The organism is Brucella daejeonensis, from assembly GCF_014199265.1.
Classification (GTDB): domain Bacteria; phylum Pseudomonadota; class Alphaproteobacteria; order Rhizobiales; family Rhizobiaceae; genus Brucella; species Brucella daejeonensis.
This window is the reverse complement of sequence record NZ_JACIJG010000001.1, coordinates 202,010-226,124: the sequence shown is the minus strand read 5'-3', so window position 1 is coordinate 226,124 and position 24,115 is coordinate 202,010. Positions and strand designations below refer to the sequence as shown.

The window sequence follows — 24,115 nt, the reverse complement described above, 5'->3', positions numbered from 1 at the left end:
TCTCCGTCAGCTCTGGTAACGCTGGAACACCAGCGTCGCATTGGTGCCGCCAAACCCGAAGGAATTGGAGAGCACGGTGTTGAGCTGAGCATTGTCGATGCGCTTGCGCACGATTGGCATGTCCGCGAAGGCGGGGTCCAGTTCTTCGATATGCGCGCTTTCGCAGATGAAATTGTTGTGCATCATCAGGAGCGAATAGATCGCCTCCTGTACGCCGGTTGCACCCAGCGAATGGCCGGTCAGCGACTTGGTGGCGGCAATCGGCGGGCAGGCGTCGCCGGATCCGAAAATCTGGCGGATGGCCTCGATTTCCGGCGCATCACCGGCAGGTGTCGATGTAGCGTGCGGGTTGATGTAGTCGATCTTGGTCTTGACGGTCGAAAGCGCCATCTTCATGCAGCGGATCGCGCCTTCGCCGGAAGGAGCAACCATGTCGTAGCCGTCCGAAGTCGCGCCGTAACCGACGATTTCACCATAGATCTTGGCGCCGCGCGCGAGCGCGGTTTCGAGGTCTTCCAGCACCAGAACGCCGGCGCCGCCCGCGATCACAAAGCCGTCGCGGTTCTTGTCATAGGCGCGCGAAGCGGTGGAGGGCGTGTCGTTATATTTGGAGGACATAGCTCCCATGGCGTCGAAGAGCACCGAAAGCGTCCAGTCGAGGTCCTCGCAGCCGCCCGCGAACATGCGGTCCTGCTTGCCGTACTGGATCATCTCGAAGGCATTGCCGATGCAATGGTTCGAGGTCGCGCAGGCCGACGAGATCGAATAGTTGATGCCCTTGATCTTGAAGAAGGTGGCAAGCGTCGCCGAAGCGGTCGAACTCATGGCTTTCGGAACGGCGAAGGGGCCGACGCGCTTGGGGCCTTTCTCACGGGTGATATCGGCGGAATCGGCGATGGTGCGGGTCGAAGGCCCGCCCGATCCCATGATGATGCCGGTGCGGTCGTTGGAGACTTCCTCTTCCGAAAGTCCCGCATCCGCAATCGCCTGGTCCATGGCGACGTGGTTCCACGCCGTCCCGCGACCATGGAAACGCATGGCGCGACGGTCTACCAGCGCTTCAACGTCGATTTTCGGCGCACCGTGCACCTGACAACGGAAACCCAGTTCCGCATACTCCTCGGCGCGGGAAATACCGGATCTGGCCTCGCGCAGCGAAGTCGTGACTTCTTCGGTGTTGTTACCAATCGAGGATACGATCCCCATACCCGTTACGACCACACGCCGCATCGCGTTCTCCTTTACACCTGTGCCGTGAGCGGCGCGCTCATGCTGCAAGCTGCCGCCCGTTCACGGTTACATAGGTGCGATCTTCGCATGTTTTGAGCGCGGCGGCATGAAAACTGTTCATTTTTCCGCAGCCGCGCCCTTCGAAACTGTCAGCTATCCGCTGATAATGGTGGCTTTCCGACTTACTTGGATTCGCTGTCCTTGGACAGGCCGACGCGCAGGTCGGTTGCCCGGTAGATTTCTTCGCCGTCCGCCTTCAGCCAGCCATCCGCCGTACCGAGCACGAGGCGGCCGCGCATGACGCGCTTGAAGTCGATGCCATATTGCAGAAGCTTGGTATGCGGACGCACCATGCCCTTGAACTTCACTTCGCCGGTCGAGAGAGCCATGCCGCGGCCCGGTTCACCGAGCCAGCCGAGGAAAAAGCCCGTCAATTGCCACATGCCGTCGAGACCGAGACAGCCGGGCATGATCGGATTGCCCAGGAAATGGCAGGGAAAATACCAGTCGTCGGGCTTCACGTCATATTCGGCGCGGATATAGCCTTTGTCGAAAGCACCGCCGGTTTCCGAAATCTCGGTAATGCGGTGGACCATCAGCATGGGCGGCAGGGGAAGCTGAGCATTGCCCGGACCGAACATCTCGCCACGCCCGCAGGCCAGGAGTTCTTCATACCCGTAGCTCGATTTCTGTTCTGCCATTTCGCCTCCCTTGAGGTTTATTCTCTATCGACCGGCAACCGGCCCGTTGTAGGTTTCACCGGAACATCCCTACCACAGACTGTTTCCGGCAGTAAAATCATGTAATGGGTTTAGCTGGGGTTTACCCGAAAAAGCGGGCAATTCCCAAGGCTATTGATAGTTATTTCGCAACGGCATATATCAATGTCAGTATGCAATGGGCAACAGCCCGTTTGACGTTTGATGATTTTGCTACGAGCTTGTGACGGAACCAACGGTGAATATGCAGTCTTCACATACCCACTCGACGGTCTCGCTGGAAGAGCAGCTTCGCCATGCGGGCCTGCGCCCCACGCGCCAGCGCGTTGCGCTTGCGAGCCTGATCTTCGCCCAGGGGGATCGCCATCTGTCGGCCGAAGACCTCCACGAAGAAGCTGTCATGGCCAACGTGCCGGTATCGCTCGCCACCGTGTACAACACGCTGCACCAGTTCACGGAAGCCGGAATGCTGCGCATCATCGCGGTTGAAGGCTCCAAGACCTATTTCGACACGAATATTTCGGATCACCAGCATTTCTTCCTCGAAGGGGAAAATGTGGTGTTCGACATTCCGCATGGCGAACATGGCCAGCCGACGGTCGCCAACATGCCGGACGCGCCGGAAGGCATGGAGATCGTCAACGTGGACATCATCGTCCGCTTGCGCCGCAAGGGGCGCTAAAGTCTCCCGAAAGTGTGCCGCCTGAATATGCCTGAATATGATTGAACGCGACACGCTTAGAGCCAATCGGAAAGAAAGCGGCTATGGCCGCTTTTTTTTGTGCCTGTCACAGCACGCGAACGTGGTGAAGCCGAAATTTGTGTCGCTTTGGAACAGGTTGCGAACTGGCTTCCGATTTTGAACTTGTGCCGCAAGGGAAGTGTTTTCTGCATTTCCGGCTGAATAGAGCATTTCGGCCAATAGTGTCCGGCTGTTTTGCGTGAAATAATGTTTAAAACGGATGGATTGGTTCCGGTGATTCCATATCGGCTGGAACAGCTTCGGGGCATCTCGCCAGATTGCCGGGGCAGACTTCAAAGGAGATATCATGCGTAAACTACTTGTCGCCGCGACCATTTTCGCGCTTTGCACCGCCGGCAGCGCCCTTGCGAAAACGGTCCGGGTCGGCGTCACGCCGGGGCCGCACGCCCAGATCATGGAGAAGGTGAAGGAAGTCGCCGCGAAAAATGGTCTTGAGATCGATATTCAGGAATTTTCGGACTATGTCATTCCGAACATGGCGCTTGCCGATGGCGCGCTTGAGGCGAATTCCTTCCAGCACAAGCCCTATCTCGACAATCAGGTCGCAGACCGGAAATTCGATATTATAAGCGTTGCGGAAACGGTCAACTTCCCGATGGGAATCTATTCGAAGAAGCTGAAGGACATTTCCGAGTTGGCCGATGGCACGACCATTGCCATCCCCAACGATCCGACCAATGGCGGACGCGCCCTGCTCGTCCTCGCCGAGAACGGCATTATCAAGGTCGATCCGTCCAAGGGGCTGAAGGTCAGCGCGCTCGACATCGTTGAAAATCCGAAGAACCTCAAATTCGTCGAGCTTGACGCCGCGCAGCTTCCGCGTTCGATGGAAGATGTCGATGCTGCCGTCATCAACACCAACTACGCGATGGAAGCCGGGCTCAATCCGGCAACGGACCCGCTGGCGCGCGAGGGCGAAAAGGCACCCTATATCAATATTCTCGCCGTGCGCACCGCCGACAAGGACGCCGATTGGGTGAAGACGCTGATCTCGTCCTATCACAGCGCCGAAGTGAAGGAATTCATCGATGCCACTTTCAAGGGATCGGTGATCTCCGCCTGGTAAACGGCGCATTCCAATTCGTTAATACGACCCAACATGCAGAAAGCGGGGCAATTTCGCCCCGCTTTCCTCATCGTTTTCATAGTTTCATCGAGATGCAATAAATAAATATCCGGGCCAAAGTCGAGCTTCAGCCATCGGTCAGTCGAAGACCTCGCCGGGATAGACGCCCCACAATTCCGATTGCTTTATCCAGCCGCGTGCGCCGCCCATATCCATCCGGCACCACTGGCCATTGCATTCGCGCACCGTGCCGACGACACCCGGTTCGACTTCGGCGACGAGCCCCGCCGTATCGCTGGCGTCGCTGCGCATATTGATCATTGCGCCCTGATTGTCCTTCAACCACGGAGCGGTGATTGCGGTCCGCTTGCCGGAAAGGAGCGATTGGTAGACCCAGCCTTCCGTGCCGTCCGCATCGCGTATGCGGCGCCAGTTGTCATATTCCTGGATGATCTCGACCGGCAAGCCGGCCTTCATGAACAGCCACGACACCGCATAGTCGCGGCCAGGACCGATGCGCAGATTGACGCGCGCCGGTTTGAGGCTGACGAAACGCGGCACCGGTAGTCCGCTTGCGCCGATCGTGGTCCCCGCGGGAGCGGCGGCCTTCGCGGCATGTCGGCCGGAAGCGCCAAGCGGCGCCAGAAGAAGAAAAAATGCCAGAAAGCCGAAAACGGCGATCAAAAAGCGTTGCGAAAGCACTCTGTACAAACTGCGACCTCTCGCCGTCCTGTCGTTTCGGTACGTTGGCGCCTGCAGCCGCCGGAAGGGCTGTGAAGCGCCGTGGCCGTCCTGAACCTAACTGTCTGATTTAAAATGCACCTTTCGGGAAAACCCATCCGGTCTTTCCACGACGCATTTCAGGGGGCCTGTTTTTCTTTGTCTTTGCCGCCCCGCCTTGATACAGATGGGCTGCCGAAGCAATATCCCATATTGCACCGCCTTGGTTAAGGAGGTCTCAACATGGGCCTCGGTTGGAACGCATCTCGAAAAGCGTGAAACGGTTTTCGGCTAAGATGCGCCTAAAAACACATAGCTGGAGCGCTGCTCACCGCTTGGTTACAATGCGGGCTGCCGGTCCAACGGCTTTGCTCAACGATGGGGTGGAGATGTCGAACAAGAAAAAACCGCTGGTCGTTCTTACGCGAAAATTGCCGGACCCAGTGGAAACCCGGATGCGGGAACTGTTTGATGCACGTCTGAACATAGACGACCACCGTATGAGCCAGCCCGAGATCATCGCCGCGATGAAAGAGGCTGACGTTCTGGTGCCCTGCATCACGGACGTCATCGATGCGGCCGCAATCGAGCAGGCCGGTCCCAACCTGAAGCTCATCGCGAATTTCGGCAACGGTGTGGACAATATCGATGTCGCCGCCGCCGCGAAGAGCGGCATCACCGTCACCAATACGCCGAATGTCCTGACCGAGGACACCGCTGACATGACGCTGGCGCTCCTGCTTTCGGTGCCGAGACGTCTGGTCGAGGGCGCCAATATTCTCAATGCACGCGGCGGGCAATGGCCGGGCTGGTCGCCGACCTGGATGCTGGGCCGCCGCATCTGGGGCAAGCGCCTCGGCATTGTCGGCATGGGGCGCATCGGAACGGCTGTCGCCTGCCGGGCCAAGGCCTTCGGCCTTTCGATCCACTATCACAATCGCAACCGCGTCAACCCGCAGGTCGAGGAAGAACTGGAAGCGACCTATTGGGACAGCCTCGACCAGATGCTTGCCCGCATGGACATCATCTCGGTCAACTGTCCCTCGACGCCCGCAACGTTTCATCTTCTGTCGGCGCGCCGCATCGCGCTGATGCAGCCCACGGCCTATCTGGTCAACACGGCCCGCGGGCAGATCATCGATGAAAACGCGCTGGTCGAGCTGATCGAACAGGGCAAGCTGGCAGGCGCCGGGCTGGACGTGTTCGAGAACGAACCGGCGGTCGATCCGCGTCTTCTTTCGCTGGCTGAAAAGGGCAAGGTCGTCCTGTTGCCGCATATGGGGTCGGCGACGATGGAAGGCCGCATCGACATGGGTGACAAGGTCATCATCAATATCAAGGCTTTTGTCGACGGGCATCGCCCGCCCGACCGGGTGCTGCCGAACCGGGTCTAAAGCATGTCGCGGAAAAGTGAGAACCGGTTTTCCGCTCAAGACATGCGTAAAAACAAAGACTTAAAGCGTATTGCCTGAGTGCGATTGAATGCAACACGCTTTAGGCGTTGATTTTAATCAGGCCACTTTTGAGGTCCATTTTCGATGATCATGGAGCAATGCATTTGCGATCATGATGCATTCATGGCCTGCGTATGAGTGTCGGCAGATCGTAAAGATAGGCAATTCGCTTGATGGCCTCCCGAAGCGGCTCCAGCGTCACCGTCATCGTATGCCCACTGGCATGGATCAGCATGTCGGGCGAGGCGCAGATCGCGACATGCCCCTTCCAGAAGATGAGATCGCCGCGTTTCAGGTTCGAATAACCGGCATCCGGCTCGATGATTTCGCCAAGCGTGTTCTGCTGCATGTCGGAATCGCGCAGCACCTTACGTCCAGCCACCCACATGGCAAGCTGGACCAGCCCGGAGCAGTCGATGCCGAAGCCAGACGTGCCGCCCCACAGATAGGGGGTGTGAAGCAGGGTTTCCGCGACGCTCACATAGTCGGAAGCATGTTCGCCGAGCGGCGAAAGGTGGCTTGCGATCAGTGCCTCCCCATTTTCCAGAAGCGCATATTTCGTGCCGCGCGTCTCTGCCGCGCCGACGACGCGCACACGCGAACCGAGCGACAGCGCCATCGTATGTGGAAAGCGGAGATCGGGGCCGGGATAAATGAAGGTGCGTGGCACGACGATGAGATGCGTCGCCTCGCCCGCCGGGCGTTGCAGCGCGGAAGCGGAGACATAACCCGTGTAGCCGTCGCGCTCGGCCTGAACCCAGGACCAGCCGTCCATTTCCTCGAAAACGCGCACGGGGTCGCCGAAGATGATCTGGGTCTGCGGACCGCTGTCCATGCGCGGTTCGGCGCGCAGATCGAGAACGGACGCTGAAACCCGCATCGGCGTTCCGGCAGTGAAACGCGCCGCTTCCACCTTTCCGCTCAGCCTTTCATCGGCGAGGTCGGGACGATAGGCGTTGAGGCGGCGGTCGAGCATGGTCAAAGTGGTAACTCCCTGGCTTTGGCGATCACCAGATCGCCCAGTCTCTCGACATAAAGCGCACCGGCGACCGTTCTCTTTACTAACACATTTCGCCGGTCTTTTTCATCACGATGCCGGGAGACGAAGTCGAGCGCGCCCATCGTGTCGAGCGCGCGGGTGATCACGGGCTTGGTGACGTTCAGTTTGGCTGCAAGTCCCCGCACGGTATGCGGCGGGGGCTCCAGGTAAATGGTCAGGAGAATGGCTGTCTGTCGCGTGGTGAGATCGGGCATCTCGTCGCGCACCTGCTCCAGCGACAGGGTTCTCAGCAATGTCAGCGCCTGCAACGGCTTCAGATCGATCGGCATCCGGTTCCACCAAAATAAGGATTGTTTCGGAGCCGTTTTATTCAATCCGCTTTCGGCGTTTCAGGCAAGCGGATTCGGGCGGATTCAGCGCGCCGGATAGCGTTTCTTCAAAAGCTGGTAAAGGGCGCGAATGGCCTGCGCTTCCCCGCCGACCGGCGAGGCAGGCTTTTCGGCCGGCACCCAGCCGAAAATGTCGAAATGCGCCCATGCCTTTGCCTTTTCGACGAACTTCTGGAGAAAGAGCGCCGCCGTTACCGATCCGGCAAAACCGTCGGTGGTGACATTGTTGATGTCGGCCACGCGTGAAGAGAGCTTCTGCGCGTAGGGCTTCCAGAGGGGCATACGCCACAGCGGGTCGGCGTTTGCTTCCGCTGCCTGCGAAATAGCGGCGGCAAGCGGGTCGTCATGCGTATAGAAGGGAGGCAGATCGGGGCCGAGCGCCACGCGCGCGGCTCCCGTCAGCGTCGCCATGTCGATGAGCAGTTCCGGCTCTTCCTCGTCGGCCAGCGCCAGCGCGTCTGCAAGGACCAGGCGTCCTTCCGCATCGGTATTGCCGATCTCGACGGTCAGCCCCTTGCGGCTTTTCAGGATATCGCCGGGACGGAAGGCATTTCCGGCAATGGCGTTCTCGACCGCCGGAATGAGAACGCGCAGCCGGACCGGCAGTTTCGCATCCATGATCATGGAGGCGAGGCCCAGCACATTCGCCGCGCCGCCCATATCCTTTTTCATCAGCAGCATACCGCTTGCGGGCTTGATATCGAGGCCGCCCGTGTCGAAGCAGACGCCCTTGCCGACAAGGCTTATCTTCGGATCGTTTTCCTTGCCCCAATTGATGTCGATCAGGCGCGGCGCAATCGCGCCTGCGCGCCCCACGGCATGGATCATGGGGAAATTCTTCTGCAACAGCGCGTCGCCTTCGGTGACGCCGATCACGGCATCGTGGCGCGATGCCAGGTCGCGAGCGGCCTTTTCGAGCGCGTCCGGTCCCATATCGTTGGCGGGCGTATTGATGAGATCGCGGGTGAGCGTCACCGCGGCGGCGATGCGACGGGTTTCCGCTTCATCCACGCCGTCCGGCAGGGCCAGACGCAGAGCCTTGCCATTGGCCTTGCGGTAGCGTGTGAAGGCGTAGCCGCCCATCAGGAACCCCAGGGCGGCAAGTGTGGCATTGCCGGTTGCGCCTTCGATGTGCCAGTCGCCCTCTGGCAGATCGCGGGCAAGCTTGCCCGCGAGAAGCTGTGACTGGGTGCCCGTTTCCTCCTCGCCGGTTCCAAAAAGCGCGCCCGAAACCGTTCCGCCGGAACCCGGGAGAACCAGAATGCGCCCGGCCTCGCCGTCGAACCCGTTGGCTTTCGCCCAGGCGACAGCCTCGGCCGGGAGGCCGCATGTGCTGAGCTTTCCCTTCGGCGTGAACCAGATCGGACGGCTTTGTTCGGATTTTCGGGAGAGAAGTTCGACAGACATGATGCTCTTTCTGACCGGCAGGCTTCCGGCCTTGATTTCGCCGGAGGCTCATAAAACAAGCGGATGGTGCGATTATTGCCGCTCGGAAACAAACTGCAATCGCTTTATGAGACAACCGTCTCCGTTGACGGATTATTGATCGGACGGAGGCTTTCTGCGGGTCAGCGGTTGGCTGTCTGCTCGTATCGTGCCGTCACGTCGCCGAACCGGTCGCCGACGCCTCCGGCCAGAAGGGCGACGCCGCTGATGATCGCGATGGATACGAGCGTCCCGATCAGGGCAAATTCGATGGCGGTCGAACCGGCTCTGTTCTTCATGAAGCGCGTCATCAATGTCGGCATTGGATTTCCTCACGGTCCCGATGGCACCGTTTCTTGCGATGCTCTCAATTCGGATGCGCCTGATTATAGGGGGGAGGGATTGTGGCCCCCTTAACAATCAGGGTTAATGAAGCGTTTCGCGGTTTACCGGACATCTTGGCATCTTGGGCAAAACTGGACATATAAGGACCTATTCCAAACAGCCGACGAGCGGCTCGTGTTCAGGATTTGCTTTCAATGCCCGAATTACCAGAGGTCGAAACGGTTCGCCGCGGTCTGCAGCCCGTCATGGAAGGTGCGACCGTCGAACGGGTCGAACAGCGTCGTCCCGATCTGCGCTTTCCCTTTCCCGACCGTTTTGCGGAGCGTCTCGCCGGGCGGCGCATTTCGGCGCTCGGACGCCGTGCGAAATATCTGACGATTCATCTGGACAACGAATTGACGGTCATCGGCCACCTTGGCATGTCGGGCTCCTTCCGCATCGAAGCGGAAGCGGGCGAGGGCGCGCCGGGCGTCTTCCACCATGAACGTTCCAAGCTCACCGCGCACGATCATGTCGTGTTTCATCTCCAGCGAGCGGACGGATCGCCGGCACGCGTCATCTATAATGATCCGCGCCGCTTCGGCTTCATGCTCTTCGCGGAAGAGGGCGAACTCGACAGCCACCCGCTGCTGGCGGGACTTGGGATCGAGCCGACCGGCAATATGCTTTCCGGTTCCGTCCTGGCGGAACTCTTCGAGGGACGCCGCACGCCGCTCAAGGCAGCGCTGCTCGATCAGCGCCTGATCGCCGGGCTTGGCAATATATATGTATGCGAGGCGCTGTGGCGGGCCGGACTTTCGCCGATGCGCGCCGCCGGTTCGATTGCGACGGACGGCGAGAAGCTGGAGCTTCTGGCCACCGCGATCCGTACGGTGATCGCGGAAGCCATCGCCGCCGGCGGCTCCAGCCTGAAGGACTACATTCAGGCGGATGGCGCGCTCGGTTATTTCCAGCATTCCTTTTCCGCTTATGGGCGCGAGGGCGAGCCATGCCGCAATCCCGCCTGCGGCGGCACGATCGAACGCGTCGTCCAGTCGGGGCGTTCGACTTTTTACTGTGCCTCATGCCAGCGATGAGACCTTGCAAAAGCATGGCTGGCGGTCCAACTTGCCGCTCGGAAAAGTGAAGCGGCTATATCCCGGCCGCCGCATCGTCTGATGAAGGAGGAACGAAATCCATGGCCTATGAAACGATCATCGTCGAAACGCGCGGCGGCGTTGGCCTTGTCCGTCTCAATCGCCCTCAGGCGCTCAATGCCCTGAACCGCAAGGTTCTCGACGAGCTGACGGAAGCCCTTGCCGTATTTGACGCGGACGGCAAGATCGGGGCCGTGGTGCTCACCGGCTCGGAAAAGGCTTTTGCCGCCGGTGCCGACATCAAGGAAATGCAGTCGGTCGATTTCGTCGACGCCTATCTGCAGGACATGTTCGCCGACTGGCAGAAGGTGGATCGCATCCGCAAGCCGATCATCGCCGCCGTGTCCGGCTACGCGCTCGGTGGCGGTTGCGAGCTTGCCATGATGTGCGATTTCATCATTGCGGCGAGCAGCGCGAAGTTCGGCCAGCCGGAAATCACGCTCGGCGTCATGCCGGGCATGGGCGGTTCGCAGCGCCTGACGCGCTATGTCGGCAAGTCGAAGGCCATGGATATGTGCCTGACGGGTCGCATGATGGATGCCGAGGAAGCCGAACGCAGCGGTCTGGTGTCGCGCATCGTGGCGCCGGAAGAGCTTCTGGAAGAAGCCCTCAAGGTGGCCGAGCGCATTGCTTCCTTCTCGCGGCCATCGGTCCTGATGGTCAAGGAGGCGGTCAACCGCTCCTACGAAATGACGCTGGGCGAAGGGCTCCGCTTCGAGCGCCGTGAGTTCCATTCGCTTTTCGCGACCGAGGACCAGAAGGAAGGCATGTCCGCCTTCATCGACAAGCGCACGCCTTCCTTCAAGAATCGCTGAGGCTTTCAGCGCCGGCCGGTTACGGCTTCACCGGTTGGCGAGCGGCCGAAAGCCCCGCCATACCGGGCTGCAAGATGCAATAAATGCCGGAACCGGACCACTGGCAGTACAGAATCCACGTTGACGCCGGGGCAAAGCTGCTCTATAAGCCCGCCACGGATCGGCGGCCCCAGGGATTTCAAGGAATTTTCTCGGCTGCCCTAGAGGTTTTGTGCCGGCGGTTTGCGCCCTGGCTAGCTGACAGAAAAAAGAGAGGCATTTATGGCCAATACTCCTTCGGCCAAGAAGGCAGTGCGCAAGATCGCTGCCCGCACCGAAATCAACAAGTCCCGCCGTTCGCGCGTTCGTACCTTCGTGCGCAAGCTGGAAGAAGCTCTCACGAGCGGCGACAAGCAGGCTGCGGAAGTCGCGTTCAAGGCCGCTGAGCCTGAACTGATGCGCGCTGCCACCAAGGGCGTGATGCACAAGAACACCGCTTCCCGCAAGGTTTCGCGCCTTGCCAAGCGCGTTAAGGCTCTCGGCGCCTGATAGCCGTTCCATTTTTGGATCAGTTTTGAAACCCGGCTCATTGTTAGCCGGGTTTTCTGTTTTTGCGCTTTTCCGAAAGGCCGATTTTCCCGGTTTCATCCCTGAATTGTAAGGATTTTTCAATGCCCTGGAGGGATGTTATGGGAAGATGAAATTCCGGGCCGTTTCGATTTGATTACTCTTTTCAAACGGTTACGGAGCTTTATCCACTGTTATCCACAGGGCGGTTTAGGGACTCGGAAGGGGAATTGAGTCAAGGAATTTTTTTAAATTTATTTTCAAGCAGAACATATCAGGACCACCTAAAAATTGCGGTATGAAAACACATTGAATCCAAAGGTGTTATTTCGTTGGCATCCGATTCCCTGCTTGGCGCAAGGACCCATGCAAGAGGCTTTGGCAGAAAAATGTGGCTTTCCGAGGCTTGCTCTTTGCGGCGAGGCTTCGCTAAAGTCAGGGCATAAGAGGGGTGGGCCACTGGCCCGGAGTTAGCATCAATTGGCGAAACTGTTGACGTGGGTATCACTGCCCGCGAGTGCTATATTCTGGTCGTAAGGTCCGCGGTTCCTCATGGTTGATTGCTTACCATTCATTAACCGGAATGCCGTTTTTGGCATCTCCCCGACAATTGAATGGTTGTGACAGGTTTCGTTCCGGGCAATCAGCCTCCGGTAAAAGTGTTGTGAGTCGTAAAAGGGTCGCCGGGAAGGAGTATCCGGGTGTGGTCCTGACGGGACCGTTTGAGTTTGTGTTCAGCTTCCGCGCCGTGCGCCGGAGCTAGTGTGAGTGAGTACCTATCGGACTGAACGGGTCACGATCCGCGGTTCCGGGCAGGAAAAAATGACAAGCGCCAAAAATGGCGCGTTCGAATGTGAAGGCAGGCGAGACGATGGCAATGATGACCGGCAAATCGACGGCAACGATGGGTGATGATGCGCATGCGAACCGTGTCCACGGGTCTTCTGCTGGCGGCAATGACAAGCGCCCGGTCGAGCTGGATGCCGGTGCGAGGGATGATGTTTTCGAGCGCCTCACGGCAAAGCTGAAGGCGCGCGTTGGAACCGAAATCTATTCGAGCTGGTTCGGCCGGTTGAAGCTCGATGATATTTCCAAGAGCATCGTGCGCCTGTCGGTTCCGACCGCATTTTTGCGTTCCTGGATCAATAATCATTATTCCGAACTCCTGACCGAGCTGTGGCAGGAAGAAAATCCGCAGATTCTCAAGGTCGAGATCGTGGTCCGTGGCGTCAGCCGCGTGGTGCGCAGCGCGGCGCCTGCCGAAAACAGCGAGGCTTCCGAAGCCAAGCCTGCGGTTGCCATGCGCGAAAAGACGGTATTTCCGGTCGGCCAGTCCGTTGGCAGCCAGTCCTTTGGCAATATGGCGGGCGGTGAAAAGCGCGGTTCGGCCGTTGTCGCGGAATCGGCCGCCGCTTCCGGCTCCGTCCTCGGCTCGCCGCTCGATCCGCGCTATACGTTCGACACCTTTGTCGATGGCGCCTCGAACCGGGTCGCTCTTGCGGCAGCCCGCACGATTGCGGAAGCCAGTTCCAGCGCCGTTCGCTTCAATCCGCTTTTCATCCACGCCTCCGTCGGCCTCGGCAAGACGCATCTTCTGCAGGCTATTGCCGCCGCCGCGCTCCAGCGCCAGGAAAAGGCCCGCGTCGTCTATCTGACGGCGGAATATTTCATGTGGCGTTTTGCAACCGCCATTCGCGACAACAATGCGCTGTCGTTCAAGGAACAGCTGCGCGACATCGATCTTCTGGTCATCGACGACATGCAGTTCCTGCAGGGCAAGTCGATCCAGCATGAGTTCTGCCATCTCCTGAACACGCTGCTCGACAGCGCCAAGCAGGTCGTGGTCGCCGCCGACCGCGCGCCGTCGGAACTGGAATCGCTCGACGTTCGTGTCCGCTCGCGCCTTCAGGGTGGCGTTGCGCTCGAAGTGGCCGCTCCCGATTACGATATGCGCGTCGAAATGCTGCGTCGCCGGCTGAGCGTTGCGCAGCATGAGGACCCGAGCCTCGATATTGGTGAAGAGATTCTCTCCCACGTCGCCCGCACGGTCACCGGATCGGGCCGCGAGCTGGAAGGCGCCTTCAACCAGCTTCTGTTCCGCCAGTCCTTCGAGCCGAACATCTCCATCGATCGCGTCGACGAACTGCTCGGCCATCTGACCCGGGTCGGCGAGCCGAAGCGCATCCGCATCGAGGAAATCCAGCGCATCGTGGCGCGCCATTACAACGTTTCGAAGCAGGACCTCCTCTCGAATCGCCGCACGCGCACCATCGTCAAGCCGCGTCAGGTTGCGATGTATCTCGCCAAGATGATGACGCCGCGTTCCCTGCCGGAAATCGGTCGCCGTTTCGGCGGTCGCGATCACACCACGGTTCTCCATGCCGTGCGCAAGATCGAGGATCTGGTCGGCGCCGACACCAAGCTCGCGCAGGAACTGGAACTTTTGAAGCGCCTCATCAACGATCAGGCCGCCTGACCGGCGAAGCTTCCCCGCTATCAACGGCGGTTATCAACAAAAAGCCCTCGCCATGACACCATGCGGCACGGCGCGGGCTTGCTTTTCCCATTAAAAATCTGCCACTTTAGCGGACCTTCCGGCGCCTCCGGCGCCCTATCGACTAGGGCCGTCTGCCCCTCGGATGCAGTCGCCCTGTCCCAGCGAGCGAGTGCGTTTGAACATGCGTGTTACCCTAGAGCGATCGAACCTTCTCAAATCTCTCAACCACGTCCATCGCGTCGTGGAACGCCGCAACACCATACCGATTCTGTCGAACGTGCTTCTCCAGGCCGAAGGCGGAAGCCTGGCGCTCAAGGCGACCGACCTCGACCTCGAAGTCAATGAAGCGACCGCCGCGATGGTGGAGCAGGCAGGTGCCACGACGGTCCCGGCCCATCTCCTTTATGACATCGTGCGCAAGCTGCCGGACGGTGCGGAAATCATGCTGTCCACCAACCCGGACGGCGGCTCCATGTCGGTCATTTCCGGCAAATCCTCGTTCCGTTTGCAATGTCTGCCGCAGTCCGATTTCCCGGAACTGACGGCGGGCAGCTTCACTCATTCCTTCCGCATCGATGCGCAGGCGCTGAAGCGCCTCATCGACCGCACGCAATTTGCGATTTCGACGGAAGAAACCCGCTATTATCTGAACGGTATTTTCTTCCATGCCATCGAAAGCGACGGCGCCCTGAAGCTACGCGCGGTCGCGACCGATGGTCACCGTCTGGCCCGCGCCGAACTGGAAGCGCCGGCGGGCACGGAAGGTATGCCGGGCATCATCATTCCGCGAAAGACGGTCGCCGAATTGCAGAAACTGGTCGATGTGCCGGATGTGGTCGTGACGGTCGAGCTTTCGGACGCCAAGATTCGCTTCACGGTCGGCTCGGTCGTGCTCACGTCCAAGCTGATCGACGGCACTTTCCCGGATTATCAGCGCGTCATCCCGTCTGGCAATGACAAGAAGCTCACCATCGACCGCCAGAGCTTTGCCGCTTCCGTGGATCGCGTCTCGACCATTTCGAGCGAGCGCGGCCGTGCAGTCAAGCTCTCGATTGCCGACGGTCAGCTCATGCTCACCGTCAACAATCCCGATTCGGGCAGCGCAACCGATGAACTGGCGGCGGATTACGATGCCGACCCGCTGGATATCGGTTTCAACTCCAAATATCTGCTCGACATCACCAGCCAGCTTTCAGGCTCCGATGCCGTCTTCATGCTGGCCGATGCCGGTTCGCCGACGCTGGTGCGCGACACGGGCGATGAAGATGTGCTCTACGTCCTCATGCCGATGCGCGTCTAGTGGGGCTGGGATATTTCGGTTCTGACGGCCTGCAAATGGCGCGGTTTTTCGCTTCCGGTGCTCATGTACCCAAAAGTACATTCCGCTCCGGTTCTCAAACCCCACCATTTTCGGCTCGTCATAACCAAAATCTCGACAGCCCCCGGTGTCTCGCTGGAAAAGCCCCGCAAAGAACCCGATTGTGGATATAAAAGACGATATAACAAGCCGCCCCGACCGGGTTTCGGTCCGGCGGCTTAAGCTTGTCAATTTCCGCAATTATGCCGAATTGTCGCTGCCGCTTGGCCCCGGCCACGTGGTGCTGACCGGTGAAAATGGCTCCGGCAAGACCAATCTCATCGAGGCGGTTTCCTTTCTGTCACCGGGGCGCGGGCTTCGTCGCGCAGCCTATGACGATGTGGCGCGCAACGGCGCCGAAGATGGTTTTGTCATCCATGCAACCCTCGATTGCATGATCTATGGTGAGGCCGAGATTGGCACCGGAACCGCAGGCGGCGGCGAAGGCGGGCGCAAGGTGCGTATCAACGCAATCGCAGCATCCGGCGACGAGCTTCTCGATTATGCGCGCATTCTCTGGGTCGTGCCGTCCATGGACGGGCTTTTTACCGGTGGCGCATCCGACCGGCGGCGCTTTCTAGACCGCATGGTTCTGGCCATCGACACTGCGCATGGCAAGCGCGTGCTCGATTATGAAAAAGCCATGCGCAGCCGCAACCGTCTCCTCAATGACGGCAATATGGACGACCGCTGGCTGGATGCCATCGAAAGACAGATGGCGGAATTGGGCACCGCGATCGCGGCGGCGCGCGCCGAAGCCATGCGGTTGATCGCAGCCATGATCGAGCGGCTTCCCACCGAAGGTCCATTTCCGAAAGCCGACTGTTTTCTGGAAGGCGCGCTGGAACAGCGCATCGGTGTGGAGGCGGCACTCGATCTGGAGGAGGATTTCCGCCGTACATTGCGTGACGGCCGTGCGCGTGACCGTTCTGCCGGGCGCACACTGGAAGGTCCGCACCGCACCGATCTCGTCGTGCAGCATAGGCCGAAATCCATGCCCGCAGCACTTTGCTCGACGGGCGAACAGAAGGCGCTTTTGATCGGTCTGGTGCTGGCCCATGCGCGGCTGACCGGCGAACTGTCCGGCATGGCGCCGATCCTGCTTCTGGACGAGATTGCCGCGCATCTCGATACGGGACGCAGAGCCGCGCTCTTCGGCATTCTTGACGATCTGGGCGGGCAGGCTTTCATGACCGGCACGGATCGCGCGCTGTTCGACGCGCTTGGCGGCGATGCGCAGTTTTTCAACGTGTCTGCCGGCCAACTGACACGGATGTGAGGCAAAATATCCGCTGACAGCGCTCTGTGATCGGCCTATGTTCGGCCATCATGAACGCACTATCGAAGCCTTTTTCATCCGAAGAACTTGAGCGCTATGCGCGCCATATCGTGCTGCCGGAAATCGGTGGGCCGGGCCAGCAGAAGCTGAAAGCCGCCCGCGTACTGGTTGTCGGTGCTGGCGGGCTTGGCGCGCCCGTGCTGCAATATCTCGCGGCGGCGGGTATCGGCACACTTGGCATTGTCGATGACGACACGGTTTCGCTGTCGAACCTGCAACGGCAGGTGATCCACGACACGGGAAATGTCGGTCAGGCGAAGGTCGAGAGCGCTCTTGGCGCAGTTGTGCGCATCAATCCGCATGTGAAGGTTGAAGGCCATCAGCTCCGGCTTGATGCGGAGAATGCGGAGGCGCTGATCGCAGGTTTCGACGTGGTGGTGGACGGATCGGATAATTTTGCCACGCGCTATATTGTGGCCGATACGGCGGCAAAGGTGGGCCGTCCGCTTGTCACAGGCGCGATGGGGCGTTTCGACGGCACCGTCACCGTGCTGATGCCCTATGCAACCGGCCCGGATGGCGCGCCGAACCCGTCCTATCGTGATCTGTTCCCGGAAGCACCGCCGCCCGGAACCGTGCCGTCCTGTGCCGAAGCCGGCGTTTTGGGCGTATTGCCGGGCGTGATCGGCAGCTTGCAGGCGATGGAAGTCATCAAACTGGTGGCCGGCATTGGCGAACCGCTGGTGGGACGACTGCTCCTCTATAATGCGCTGAATGTCCGTTTTGAAACCGTCCGCTATAAAGCGCGCAAAAAGGGCTGATCAGGTTGCTGACGCTTGACGATGAAGAACGGTCGATAGCCGCAGGCGATCAGGGGGAGGGCGCGGCGATGGCCATGCGCATTGTCGCTGATACCGCGCATCTGATGGGCGCGACCCGTCTTTTGCCGATTGCTTCCGCCCATATCGATGGCGCGCTCTATCACGGTGACAGCGGTACGCTTTTTGCCGAGAAGCTGGTAGAGGGCGGCGCGAAGGTCAAAATCCGCTCGACGCTCAATGTCGGTTCCATCGATCTTACTGGCTGTTCGCGCAATCATTTGCCGGCTCATGAAGCCGAAATGGCCAAGCGCATGATGCGCGCCTATATCAAGCTCGGCTGCGAGCCGACATGGACCTGCGCGCCCTATCAGGCGGGGCATCGCCCGGAAAAAGGCACGGATGTGGCTTGGGGCGAATCCAATGCTGTCGTGTTTTGCAATTCGGTGCTTGGTGCCCGTACCAACCGCTATGGCGATTTTCTCGATATTGCCTGTGCCATTGCGGGGCGCGCACCTGATTACGGCCTGCACCGCACGGAAAACCGTCGCGCCACAGTGGTGCTCGACATTTCGGCTATCGATCCGGCCTTTTTGCGTACGGAAGTGGCATGGCCCATTTTGGGCAATCTGTTCGGGCGCAGTGTTGGCACGAATATCGGTGTTGTCACGGGCGGTGCTGTGCATCCGAGCGAAGACGATCTGAAGGCCTTTGGTGCAGCCAGCGCTTCGGTCGGTTCGGTCGGGCTGTTCCATATCGCAGGCGTGACGCCGGAGGCCCCTGATCTTGCCACCGCGCTTCAGCATCAAAAGCCGGAAGGCGTGATCCATGTCACACAAGCCATGATCGATGCAACGCGCAAGCGCCTGTCCACGGTCGAGTATGTTGATCATATCGATGCGGTTGCCATCGGCAGCCCGCATCTTTCCGTTGCCGAGTTCGATCGACTGGAACGCGCCATCGCCGGGCGCAGGCTCGCCGTACCGCTCTATGCCTGTACGGGGCGTCATGCATTGGCGGAGCTTGAAAAGGATGGACGCAGGCAGGCATTGGAAAAAGCTGGTGTTGTCATCGTGGCGGATACCTGTGTGGTCGTTACGCCTATTTTGCCAGCTAAGGATAATGCGGTTCTAATGACGAATTCTGGCAAGTTTGCCCATTATGCGCCGGGCAATACAGGTTATGGCGTGCTTTACGGCTCGCTGGAGGAATGCGTGGAAAGCGCCGTCGCGGGCAGTCCTGTTTTTGAGGAGCAAGCGGCATGAGCAGGCTCGAAGCCACGATCCTTGTTGCGGGAAAAGGCGCCGAGGCTGAGGCGCTGGTTTTGTCCGCGCCGATCAGTTTCTGGGGCGGTGTCGATCCGAAAAGCGGACGTATCGCCGATGTGCGCCATCCTGAACACGGGACCAGCATCGCCGGTCGCGTTCTATGTCTGCCGGGGACTATCGGCTCGTCTTCGGCTGCCGCCGTGCTTCTGGAACTGGTTCACGCCGGGCACGCGCCTGCGGCTATCGTTTTGCACGAGCCTGATGCGATCCTGCTTCTCGGCCTGATCGTCGCGCGTGAAATGAGGCTTGATGTGCCGATTGCCGTCGAACTCGACCGCGAGACACAAAAGCAACTCGCCGACCATCGGGTGACGGTCGGCGAGGATGGAGGAATCGAGATCGCTGCCTAATACTGGGTATTGCGGTCGACAACGTGCTCCAGCGTACCGTCGCGTTCAAAGGCTTCAATCTGCCGGATGATCTGCGGCACCAGCGCGGTCGCCGAAGAACTGGCTGCCGCGTGCGGCGTGATCGTCACGCGCGGATGGTCCCAGAAGGGGCTATCGGATGGCAACGGCTCCTGATTGAACACGTCGAGCGTTGCGGCGGAAAGCAGTCCGCGATCCAGTGCTGCCAGAATATCGGCTTCATTCTGCAAGCCGCCGCGTCCGGCATTGATCAGCACCGGCGCGCCAAGCGGGCCGTCGCTTTTCATCTGTGCAAACATTGACATGGAGAGAATGCCCTTCGTGTCGGGCGTCAGTGGCAGCAAGCAGACAAAAATATCGGCGGTTTTCAGGAATGAAGCAAAACCGTCCTTGCCGTGATAGGTTATTCCACCATCGATTTCCTGTGGGCGGCGGCTCCAGCCGGTGACATTGAAGCCGAGGTTTTTGAGCTTTTCCGCCGCATCGCGACCCAATACGCCAAGCCCCATGATGCCGACAGTCACTTCATGGGCGGCGGGCTGGCGGCGATCTTCATGCCAGACATGATTGCGCTGCTGCTTGCGATAGCGATAGCCGAGGCGGTGATGGTCGAGCACCTGCCAGACGACATATTCAGTCATGCGCATGGTCAGGTCGCCGGAGATGATACGCACCAGCGGTACATCGGGGATGCGGTCATCGCGGAAGACATGATCGACGCCCGCGCCAAGCGAGAAAATCACTTTCAGATTGGGCAGATTGGCCAGCGACCCGGGCTTTTGTTTCCACACCAGCGCATATTTGATCGACGGATCGTTTTCAGTGCGGTCCGTTACGATTGCACGGTCGGGCGCGTGCTCCTTGAATGTTTTGAGCCAGATTTCCGGGTCCCAGTCGGTAATCGCCAGAAGGATATTGCCCTTGGTTTCGCTCATTGTTTTACCCCTCCTTCGGTTGCCTCCATATGGAAGGCCGCAGCCATCAGCGCCTTGGTATAGTCGGTCTGCGGATTGGCGAACACATCCATTGCCGCGCCATATTCGACCGCCTTGCCATTGCGCATCACCAGCAGGTCATTGGCCAGCGCCCGCACCACTTTCAGATCGTGACTGATGAAAAGATAGGCGAGATCGTGCTTCTTCTGCAAGGCACGCAAGAGATCGACCACCTGCGCCTGCACGCTCATGTCGAGCGCCGAGGTCGGCTCATCCAACATGACGAATTTGGGATTCAAAACCATGGCGCGCGCAATCGCGATTCGCTGGCGCTGGCCGCCGGAAAATTCATGCGGATAGCGGAAGCGGGTTTCGGGGTCGAGGTTCACTTCCCGTAGAGCCGCCACGACACGTTCGTCGCGCTCATCGGGGATAAGTTTCGGCTCATGCACCAGAAGCCCTTCGGCGATGATGTCGGCAATGGTCATGCGCGGCGAGAGCGAGCCGAACGGGTCCTGAAACACGATCTGCATTTCGCGGCGCAGCGGGCGCATGTCCTTGAAGCTGAATTTTGCAATGTCGCGTCCGTCGAAACTGATCTCGCCCTTGGACGAAATCATGCGCGACAGCGCCAGCCCCAGCGTCGTCTTGCCGGAACCCGATTCGCCTACCACGCCCAATGTCTGTCCGGCGCGCAAATTGATATCGATGCCGTCCACCGCCTTCACATGATCGACGGTCTTGCGCATGAAACCCTTCTTGATCGGGAACCAGACGCGAATGTCCCTGCCTTCCATCACGGTCTTTGCCGCCGGATTGGCTGCGGGCGGTTCGCCCTTCGGTTCGGCGGCAAGCAGGTGTTTGGTGTAATCGTGCTGCGGATTCTCGAAGATTTCCCTTGTCGGGCCGGCTTCGACAATTTTGCCCTTGCTCATCACGCAAACCCGGTCGGCGATCTTGCGCACGATGCCCAGATCATGCGTGATGAACAGCATCGACATGCCTTGTGCGGCTTTCAACTCGGCCAGAAGTTTTAGAATCTGCGCCTGCACGGTCACGTCGAGCGCCGTTGTCGGCTCGTCTGCAATCAGCAGTTTCGGCTTGTTGGCCAGCGCCATGGCGATCATCACGCGCTGGCGCTGCCCACCGGACAATTGATGCGGAAAGGCGGACAGGCGCTTTTCCGGTTCGCGAATGCCGACTTCGTTCAGAAGCTCCAGCGTGCGCGCCCGCGATGCCTGATCGCCCATGCCCTGATGCACGCGCAGGATTTCGCCGACCTGCCGCTCGACGCTATGCAACGGGTTGAGCGATGTCATAGGCTCCTGAAAGATCATCGCGACATCGTTGCCGCGCACACGCCGCAATTCCGGCTCTTGAGCCTGCATCAGATCGCGGCCGTTGAAGTGTATTTCGCCGGAAGGATGGCTCGCTGCCGGATAGGGCAGGAGTTTCAGCACCGAAAGTGCGGAAACGGATTTGCCCGATCCCGATTCGCCGACAAGCGCCACCGTTTCGCCTTCGGCAATGTCGAAGGACACGCGGTCAACGGCAATGCGCTCTTCGCCATTCTGGCGGAAGGCGACCGACAGATCGCGGACGGAAAGCAGAACTTCGTTCCCTGATTTGTTCATCGATCCGTTGTTCATTGAAATGCCTTTCGCGGATCGAAAGCGTCGCGTGTCGCCTCGCCGATGAAGATCAGCAGCGACAGCATCAGCGAGATGACCACAAAGCCGGTCATGCCGAGCCATGGCGCTTGCAGATTGTTTTTGCCCTGCGCCAGCAACTCACCAAGCGAGGCGGAGCCGGGCGGCAGGCCGAAGCCCAAAAAGTCGAGCGAGGTCAGCGTGGTGATCGAGCCATTGAGGATGAAGGGCAGGAAGGTCAGCGTCGCCACCATGGCATTGGGCAGAAGATGCCGCCACATGATGGTGCCGTTTTTCACGCCGAGCGCGCGCGCCGCATTTACATATTCAAAGTTTCTGGCACGCAGGAATTCGGCGCGCACCACGCCCACAAAGGCTACCCATGAGAACAGCAGCATGATGCCGAGCAGCACCCAGAAGCCCGGCGGCAAAATAGCCGCGATAATGAGCAGCAGATAGAGAACGGGGATGGAGGACCAGATTTCGATGAAGCGCTGGAACAGAAGATCGACCCAGCCGCCAAAATAGCCCTGCACCGCGCCTGCGCTCACGCCGATAATGGCGGAGAAGAAAGTCAGAATCAGGCCGAACAGCACCGAAATGCGAAACCCATAAAGGGCGCGAGCAAAGACGTCGCGCGCCTGATCGTCAGTGCCGAGCAGGTTGAAATTGCCGAAGCGGCAATTCGGGTCGTTCACGCCTTGCGGATAGCGTTGGCAGCGTTCTTCCGCCGAATAAAGCCAGAAGGGTTTTGAGGGCGCGGCTTCCGGGATCTCATTGTTCACGGTGTTGTAGGAATAGCGGATCGGTGGCCAGATCGCCCAGCCGTTTTGGGCAATCTCATCCTGTATCACTGGATCGCGATAATCGGTGACGGCATAAAAGCCGCCGAATTTTTCCTCCGGATAATCGACGAAGACCGGGGCCAGCAACTCGCCCTTGTAGGAGACGAGAATGGGTCGGTCATTGGCGATGAATTCGGAACAAAGGGCGGCAATGAGCAGGAACAGAAAGATCCACAGCGACCAGTAACCGCGCTTGTTGGATTTGAAATTCTGCCAGCGGCGGCGGTTGAGCGGCGACAGCCCCCGGCGCTTTTGAGGCCGCTTCACAGGCTTTGCGGTCGGGGAGAGGGCGGTATCGGTCATCACACGTCCCTCCGTTCAAAATCGATGCGCGGATCGATCCATGTATAGATCAGATCGGAGAGAAGCCCGACCAGAAGGCCGATCAGCGAGAAAATGAAAAGATTGGCGAACACGACCGGATAATCACGGTTGATGACCGACTGGTAGCCGAGCAGCCCCAGCCCGTCGAGGGAGAAAATGGTTTCGATCAGAAGCGAACCCGTAAAGAAAGCCGAAATGAAAGCGCCGGGAAAACCGGCGATCACGATGAGCATGGCGTTGCGGAAGACATGGCGATAGAGCACCTGATTCTCGGTCAGGCCCTTGGCGCGCGCGGTGGTTACATATTGCTTGCGGATTTCTTCCAGAAACGAATTCTTGGTCAGAAGCGTCGTGGTGGCGAAGGCCGAAAGCACGAGTGCGGTCACAGGCAGCACCATGTGCCAGAGATAATCGCCGATCTTGCCCCAGAACGACATCTGCGCAAAATCCGGCGAGGTGAGACCGCGCAGCGGGAACCAGTCGAAGAAGGAGCCGCCGGCAAAAAGCACGATCAGCAGGATCGCGAACAGGAAGCTTGGAATGGCATAGCCGACAATGATGACGGCGCTGGTCCATGTATCGAAGCGCGTACCTTCTTTTATCGCCTTGCGGATGCCGAGCGGGATCGAGATCGCATAGGACAGGAAGGTCAGCCACAGGCCGAGCGAAATCGAGACCGGCATTTTTTCCTTGATGAGGTCGATCACGCTGATGTCGCGGAAATAGCTGCGCCCGAAATCGAAGCGCGCATAGTTCCAAAGCATGAGGCCGAAGCGTTCCAGCGGCGGCTTGTCGAAGCCGAACTGCTTTTCAAGATCGGCTATGAATTGCGGGTCCAGCCCCTGCGCGCCGCGATATTTGGAATTGACCGAGCCGCTGTCCATGCCGTTCTGCTGGCCGAAATCGCCGCCACCGCCGGAAAGACGGTCAAGCGCATCGCCGCCCTGGCCGGAAAGCTGCGCGATCACGCGCTCGACCGGACCGCCGGGAGCGAACTGAACGACAGCGAAGGAAATAGCCATGATGCCCAGAATTGTCGGGATCATCAGGAGCAGTCGCCGGAGAATGTAAGCGCCCATCAGCCGCGCTCTCTCTGGAGATCGTTTT

The 24,115-nt window shown here is 59.4% G+C and carries 23 protein-coding genes; 12 read left to right on the top strand and 11 right to left on the bottom strand.

Features of this window, described 5'->3' with window-relative positions:
* Window positions 1-6: 6 nt before the first annotated feature.
* Both fabB and fabA read right to left on the bottom strand, forming a co-directional pair.
* A complete protein-coding gene (gene fabB, locus FHS76_RS01045) occupies window positions 7-1,230 on the bottom strand; it encodes a beta-ketoacyl-ACP synthase I (RefSeq protein WP_183646778.1) in 1,224 nt (407 codons plus the stop codon).
* 182 nt (window positions 1,231-1,412) lie between these two features.
* Complete coding sequence (gene fabA, locus FHS76_RS01040; protein WP_183646775.1) at window positions 1,413-1,931, bottom strand: 3-hydroxyacyl-[acyl-carrier-protein] dehydratase FabA; 519 nt, start codon at window positions 1,929-1,931, stop codon at window positions 1,413-1,415.
* 262 nt (window positions 1,932-2,193) lie between these two features.
* Here fabA and irrA point away from each other — a divergent pair, with 262 nt between their 5' ends.
* On the top strand, window positions 2,194-2,631 hold the full coding sequence (irrA, locus tag FHS76_RS01035) for an iron response transcriptional regulator IrrA (protein WP_183646772.1): 438 nt from the start codon (window positions 2,194-2,196) through the stop codon (window positions 2,629-2,631).
* Window positions 2,632-2,998: 367 nt separating this feature from the next.
* Complete coding sequence (locus tag FHS76_RS01030) at window positions 2,999-3,778, top strand: MetQ/NlpA family ABC transporter substrate-binding protein (RefSeq protein WP_183646769.1); 780 nt, start codon at window positions 2,999-3,001, stop codon at window positions 3,776-3,778.
* Window positions 3,779-3,916: 138 nt separating this feature from the next.
* Here FHS76_RS01030 and FHS76_RS01025 read toward each other — a convergent pair whose 3' ends face one another.
* On the bottom strand, window positions 3,917-4,489 hold the full coding sequence (locus tag FHS76_RS01025) for an SH3 domain-containing protein (RefSeq protein ID WP_183646766.1): 573 nt from the start codon (window positions 4,487-4,489) through the stop codon (window positions 3,917-3,919).
* A gap of 398 nt (window positions 4,490-4,887) precedes the next feature.
* Here FHS76_RS01025 and FHS76_RS01020 point away from each other — a divergent pair, with 398 nt between their 5' ends.
* Window positions 4,888-5,892, top strand: coding sequence for a 2-hydroxyacid dehydrogenase (locus FHS76_RS01020; protein ID WP_183646763.1), 1,005 nt, complete (start codon window positions 4,888-4,890; stop codon window positions 5,890-5,892).
* Window positions 5,893-6,073: 181 nt separating this feature from the next.
* On the opposite strand, the gene FHS76_RS01015 is transcribed toward FHS76_RS01020, so the two are convergent.
* The 4 genes from FHS76_RS01015 to FHS76_RS01000 all read right to left on the bottom strand — a co-directional run bounded on the left by FHS76_RS01015 (window position 6,074) and on the right by FHS76_RS01000 (window position 9,089).
* Window positions 6,074-6,928 carry a C40 family peptidase gene (locus FHS76_RS01015; RefSeq protein WP_183646760.1) on the bottom strand — a complete coding sequence of 285 codons (855 nt, stop codon included), beginning with the start codon at window positions 6,926-6,928 and terminating at the stop codon, window positions 6,074-6,076.
* A 2-nt stretch (window positions 6,929-6,930) separates the two neighbouring features.
* On the bottom strand, window positions 6,931-7,281 hold the full coding sequence (locus FHS76_RS01010; RefSeq protein WP_183646757.1) for a MarR family transcriptional regulator: 351 nt from the start codon (window positions 7,279-7,281) through the stop codon (window positions 6,931-6,933).
* A gap of 84 nt (window positions 7,282-7,365) precedes the next feature.
* Window positions 7,366-8,748, bottom strand: a complete 1,383-nt coding sequence (locus FHS76_RS01005; RefSeq protein ID WP_183646754.1) for a leucyl aminopeptidase family protein — start codon at window positions 8,746-8,748, stop codon at window positions 7,366-7,368.
* Window positions 8,749-8,909: 161 nt separating this feature from the next.
* The gene (locus tag FHS76_RS01000) at window positions 8,910-9,089 is read right to left on the bottom strand and encodes a Flp family type IVb pilin (RefSeq protein WP_183646751.1); all 180 of its coding nucleotides are present in this window, start codon (window positions 9,087-9,089) and stop codon (window positions 8,910-8,912) included.
* Between the two features lie 216 nt (window positions 9,090-9,305).
* Here FHS76_RS01000 and mutM point away from each other — a divergent pair, with 216 nt between their 5' ends.
* From mutM to FHS76_RS00955, 9 genes are all read left to right on the top strand, one after another.
* Window positions 9,306-10,187: a bifunctional DNA-formamidopyrimidine glycosylase/DNA-(apurinic or apyrimidinic site) lyase gene (gene mutM, locus FHS76_RS00995; RefSeq protein WP_183646748.1), complete on the top strand. Its 882-nt coding sequence runs from the start codon at window positions 9,306-9,308 to the stop codon at window positions 10,185-10,187.
* 101 nt (window positions 10,188-10,288) lie between these two features.
* Window positions 10,289-11,062, top strand: a complete 774-nt coding sequence (locus FHS76_RS00990) for an enoyl-CoA hydratase (protein WP_183646745.1) — start codon at window positions 10,289-10,291, stop codon at window positions 11,060-11,062.
* A gap of 261 nt (window positions 11,063-11,323) precedes the next feature.
* Window positions 11,324-11,590 carry a 30S ribosomal protein S20 gene (gene rpsT / locus FHS76_RS00985; RefSeq protein WP_183646742.1) on the top strand — a complete coding sequence of 89 codons (267 nt, stop codon included), beginning with the start codon at window positions 11,324-11,326 and terminating at the stop codon, window positions 11,588-11,590.
* Between the two features lie 895 nt (window positions 11,591-12,485).
* The gene (gene dnaA, locus FHS76_RS00980; RefSeq protein WP_374828576.1) at window positions 12,486-14,084 is read left to right on the top strand and encodes a chromosomal replication initiator protein DnaA; all 1,599 of its coding nucleotides are present in this window, start codon (window positions 12,486-12,488) and stop codon (window positions 14,082-14,084) included.
* A 202-nt stretch (window positions 14,085-14,286) separates the two neighbouring features.
* Complete coding sequence (gene dnaN, locus FHS76_RS00975; protein WP_183646736.1) at window positions 14,287-15,405, top strand: DNA polymerase III subunit beta; 1,119 nt, start codon at window positions 14,287-14,289, stop codon at window positions 15,403-15,405.
* A gap of 181 nt (window positions 15,406-15,586) precedes the next feature.
* A complete protein-coding gene (gene recF / locus FHS76_RS00970; protein WP_183646733.1) occupies window positions 15,587-16,741 on the top strand; it encodes a DNA replication/repair protein RecF in 1,155 nt (384 codons plus the stop codon).
* Window positions 16,742-16,791: 50 nt separating this feature from the next.
* On the top strand, window positions 16,792-17,562 hold the full coding sequence (locus FHS76_RS00965) for a molybdopterin-synthase adenylyltransferase MoeB (protein WP_183646730.1): 771 nt from the start codon (window positions 16,792-16,794) through the stop codon (window positions 17,560-17,562).
* 5 nt (window positions 17,563-17,567) lie between these two features.
* Window positions 17,568-18,824, top strand: coding sequence for an aconitase X (locus FHS76_RS00960; protein WP_210305965.1), 1,257 nt, complete (start codon window positions 17,568-17,570; stop codon window positions 18,822-18,824).
* Complete coding sequence (locus FHS76_RS00955; protein ID WP_183646727.1) at window positions 18,821-19,237, top strand: aconitase X swivel domain-containing protein; 417 nt, start codon at window positions 18,821-18,823, stop codon at window positions 19,235-19,237. Before FHS76_RS00960 ends, FHS76_RS00955 begins: the two co-directional genes overlap by 4 nt.
* On the opposite strand, the gene FHS76_RS00950 is transcribed toward FHS76_RS00955, so the two are convergent.
* Genes FHS76_RS00950 through FHS76_RS00935 form a run of 4 tightly spaced genes read right to left on the bottom strand, consistent with a single transcriptional unit; the run spans window position 19,234 to window position 24,087 of the window.
* Window positions 19,234-20,190 (bottom strand): 2-hydroxyacid dehydrogenase, encoded by a 957-nt coding sequence (locus tag FHS76_RS00950; protein WP_183646724.1) that lies wholly within the window; start codon window positions 20,188-20,190, stop codon window positions 19,234-19,236. The two genes, FHS76_RS00955 and FHS76_RS00950, sit on opposite strands and share 4 nt — an antisense overlap.
* A complete protein-coding gene (locus FHS76_RS00945) occupies window positions 20,187-21,839 on the bottom strand; it encodes an ABC transporter ATP-binding protein (RefSeq protein ID WP_183646721.1) in 1,653 nt (550 codons plus the stop codon). Before FHS76_RS00945 ends, FHS76_RS00950 begins: the two co-directional genes overlap by 4 nt.
* Window positions 21,836-22,987 (bottom strand): ABC transporter permease, encoded by a 1,152-nt coding sequence (locus FHS76_RS00940; RefSeq protein ID WP_183646718.1) that lies wholly within the window; start codon window positions 22,985-22,987, stop codon window positions 21,836-21,838. Before FHS76_RS00940 ends, FHS76_RS00945 begins: the two co-directional genes overlap by 4 nt.
* On the bottom strand, window positions 22,987-24,087 hold the full coding sequence (locus tag FHS76_RS00935; protein WP_183646715.1) for a microcin C ABC transporter permease YejB: 1,101 nt from the start codon (window positions 24,085-24,087) through the stop codon (window positions 22,987-22,989). Before FHS76_RS00935 ends, FHS76_RS00940 begins: the two co-directional genes overlap by 1 nt.
* Between the last annotated feature and the right edge of the window lie 28 nt (window positions 24,088-24,115).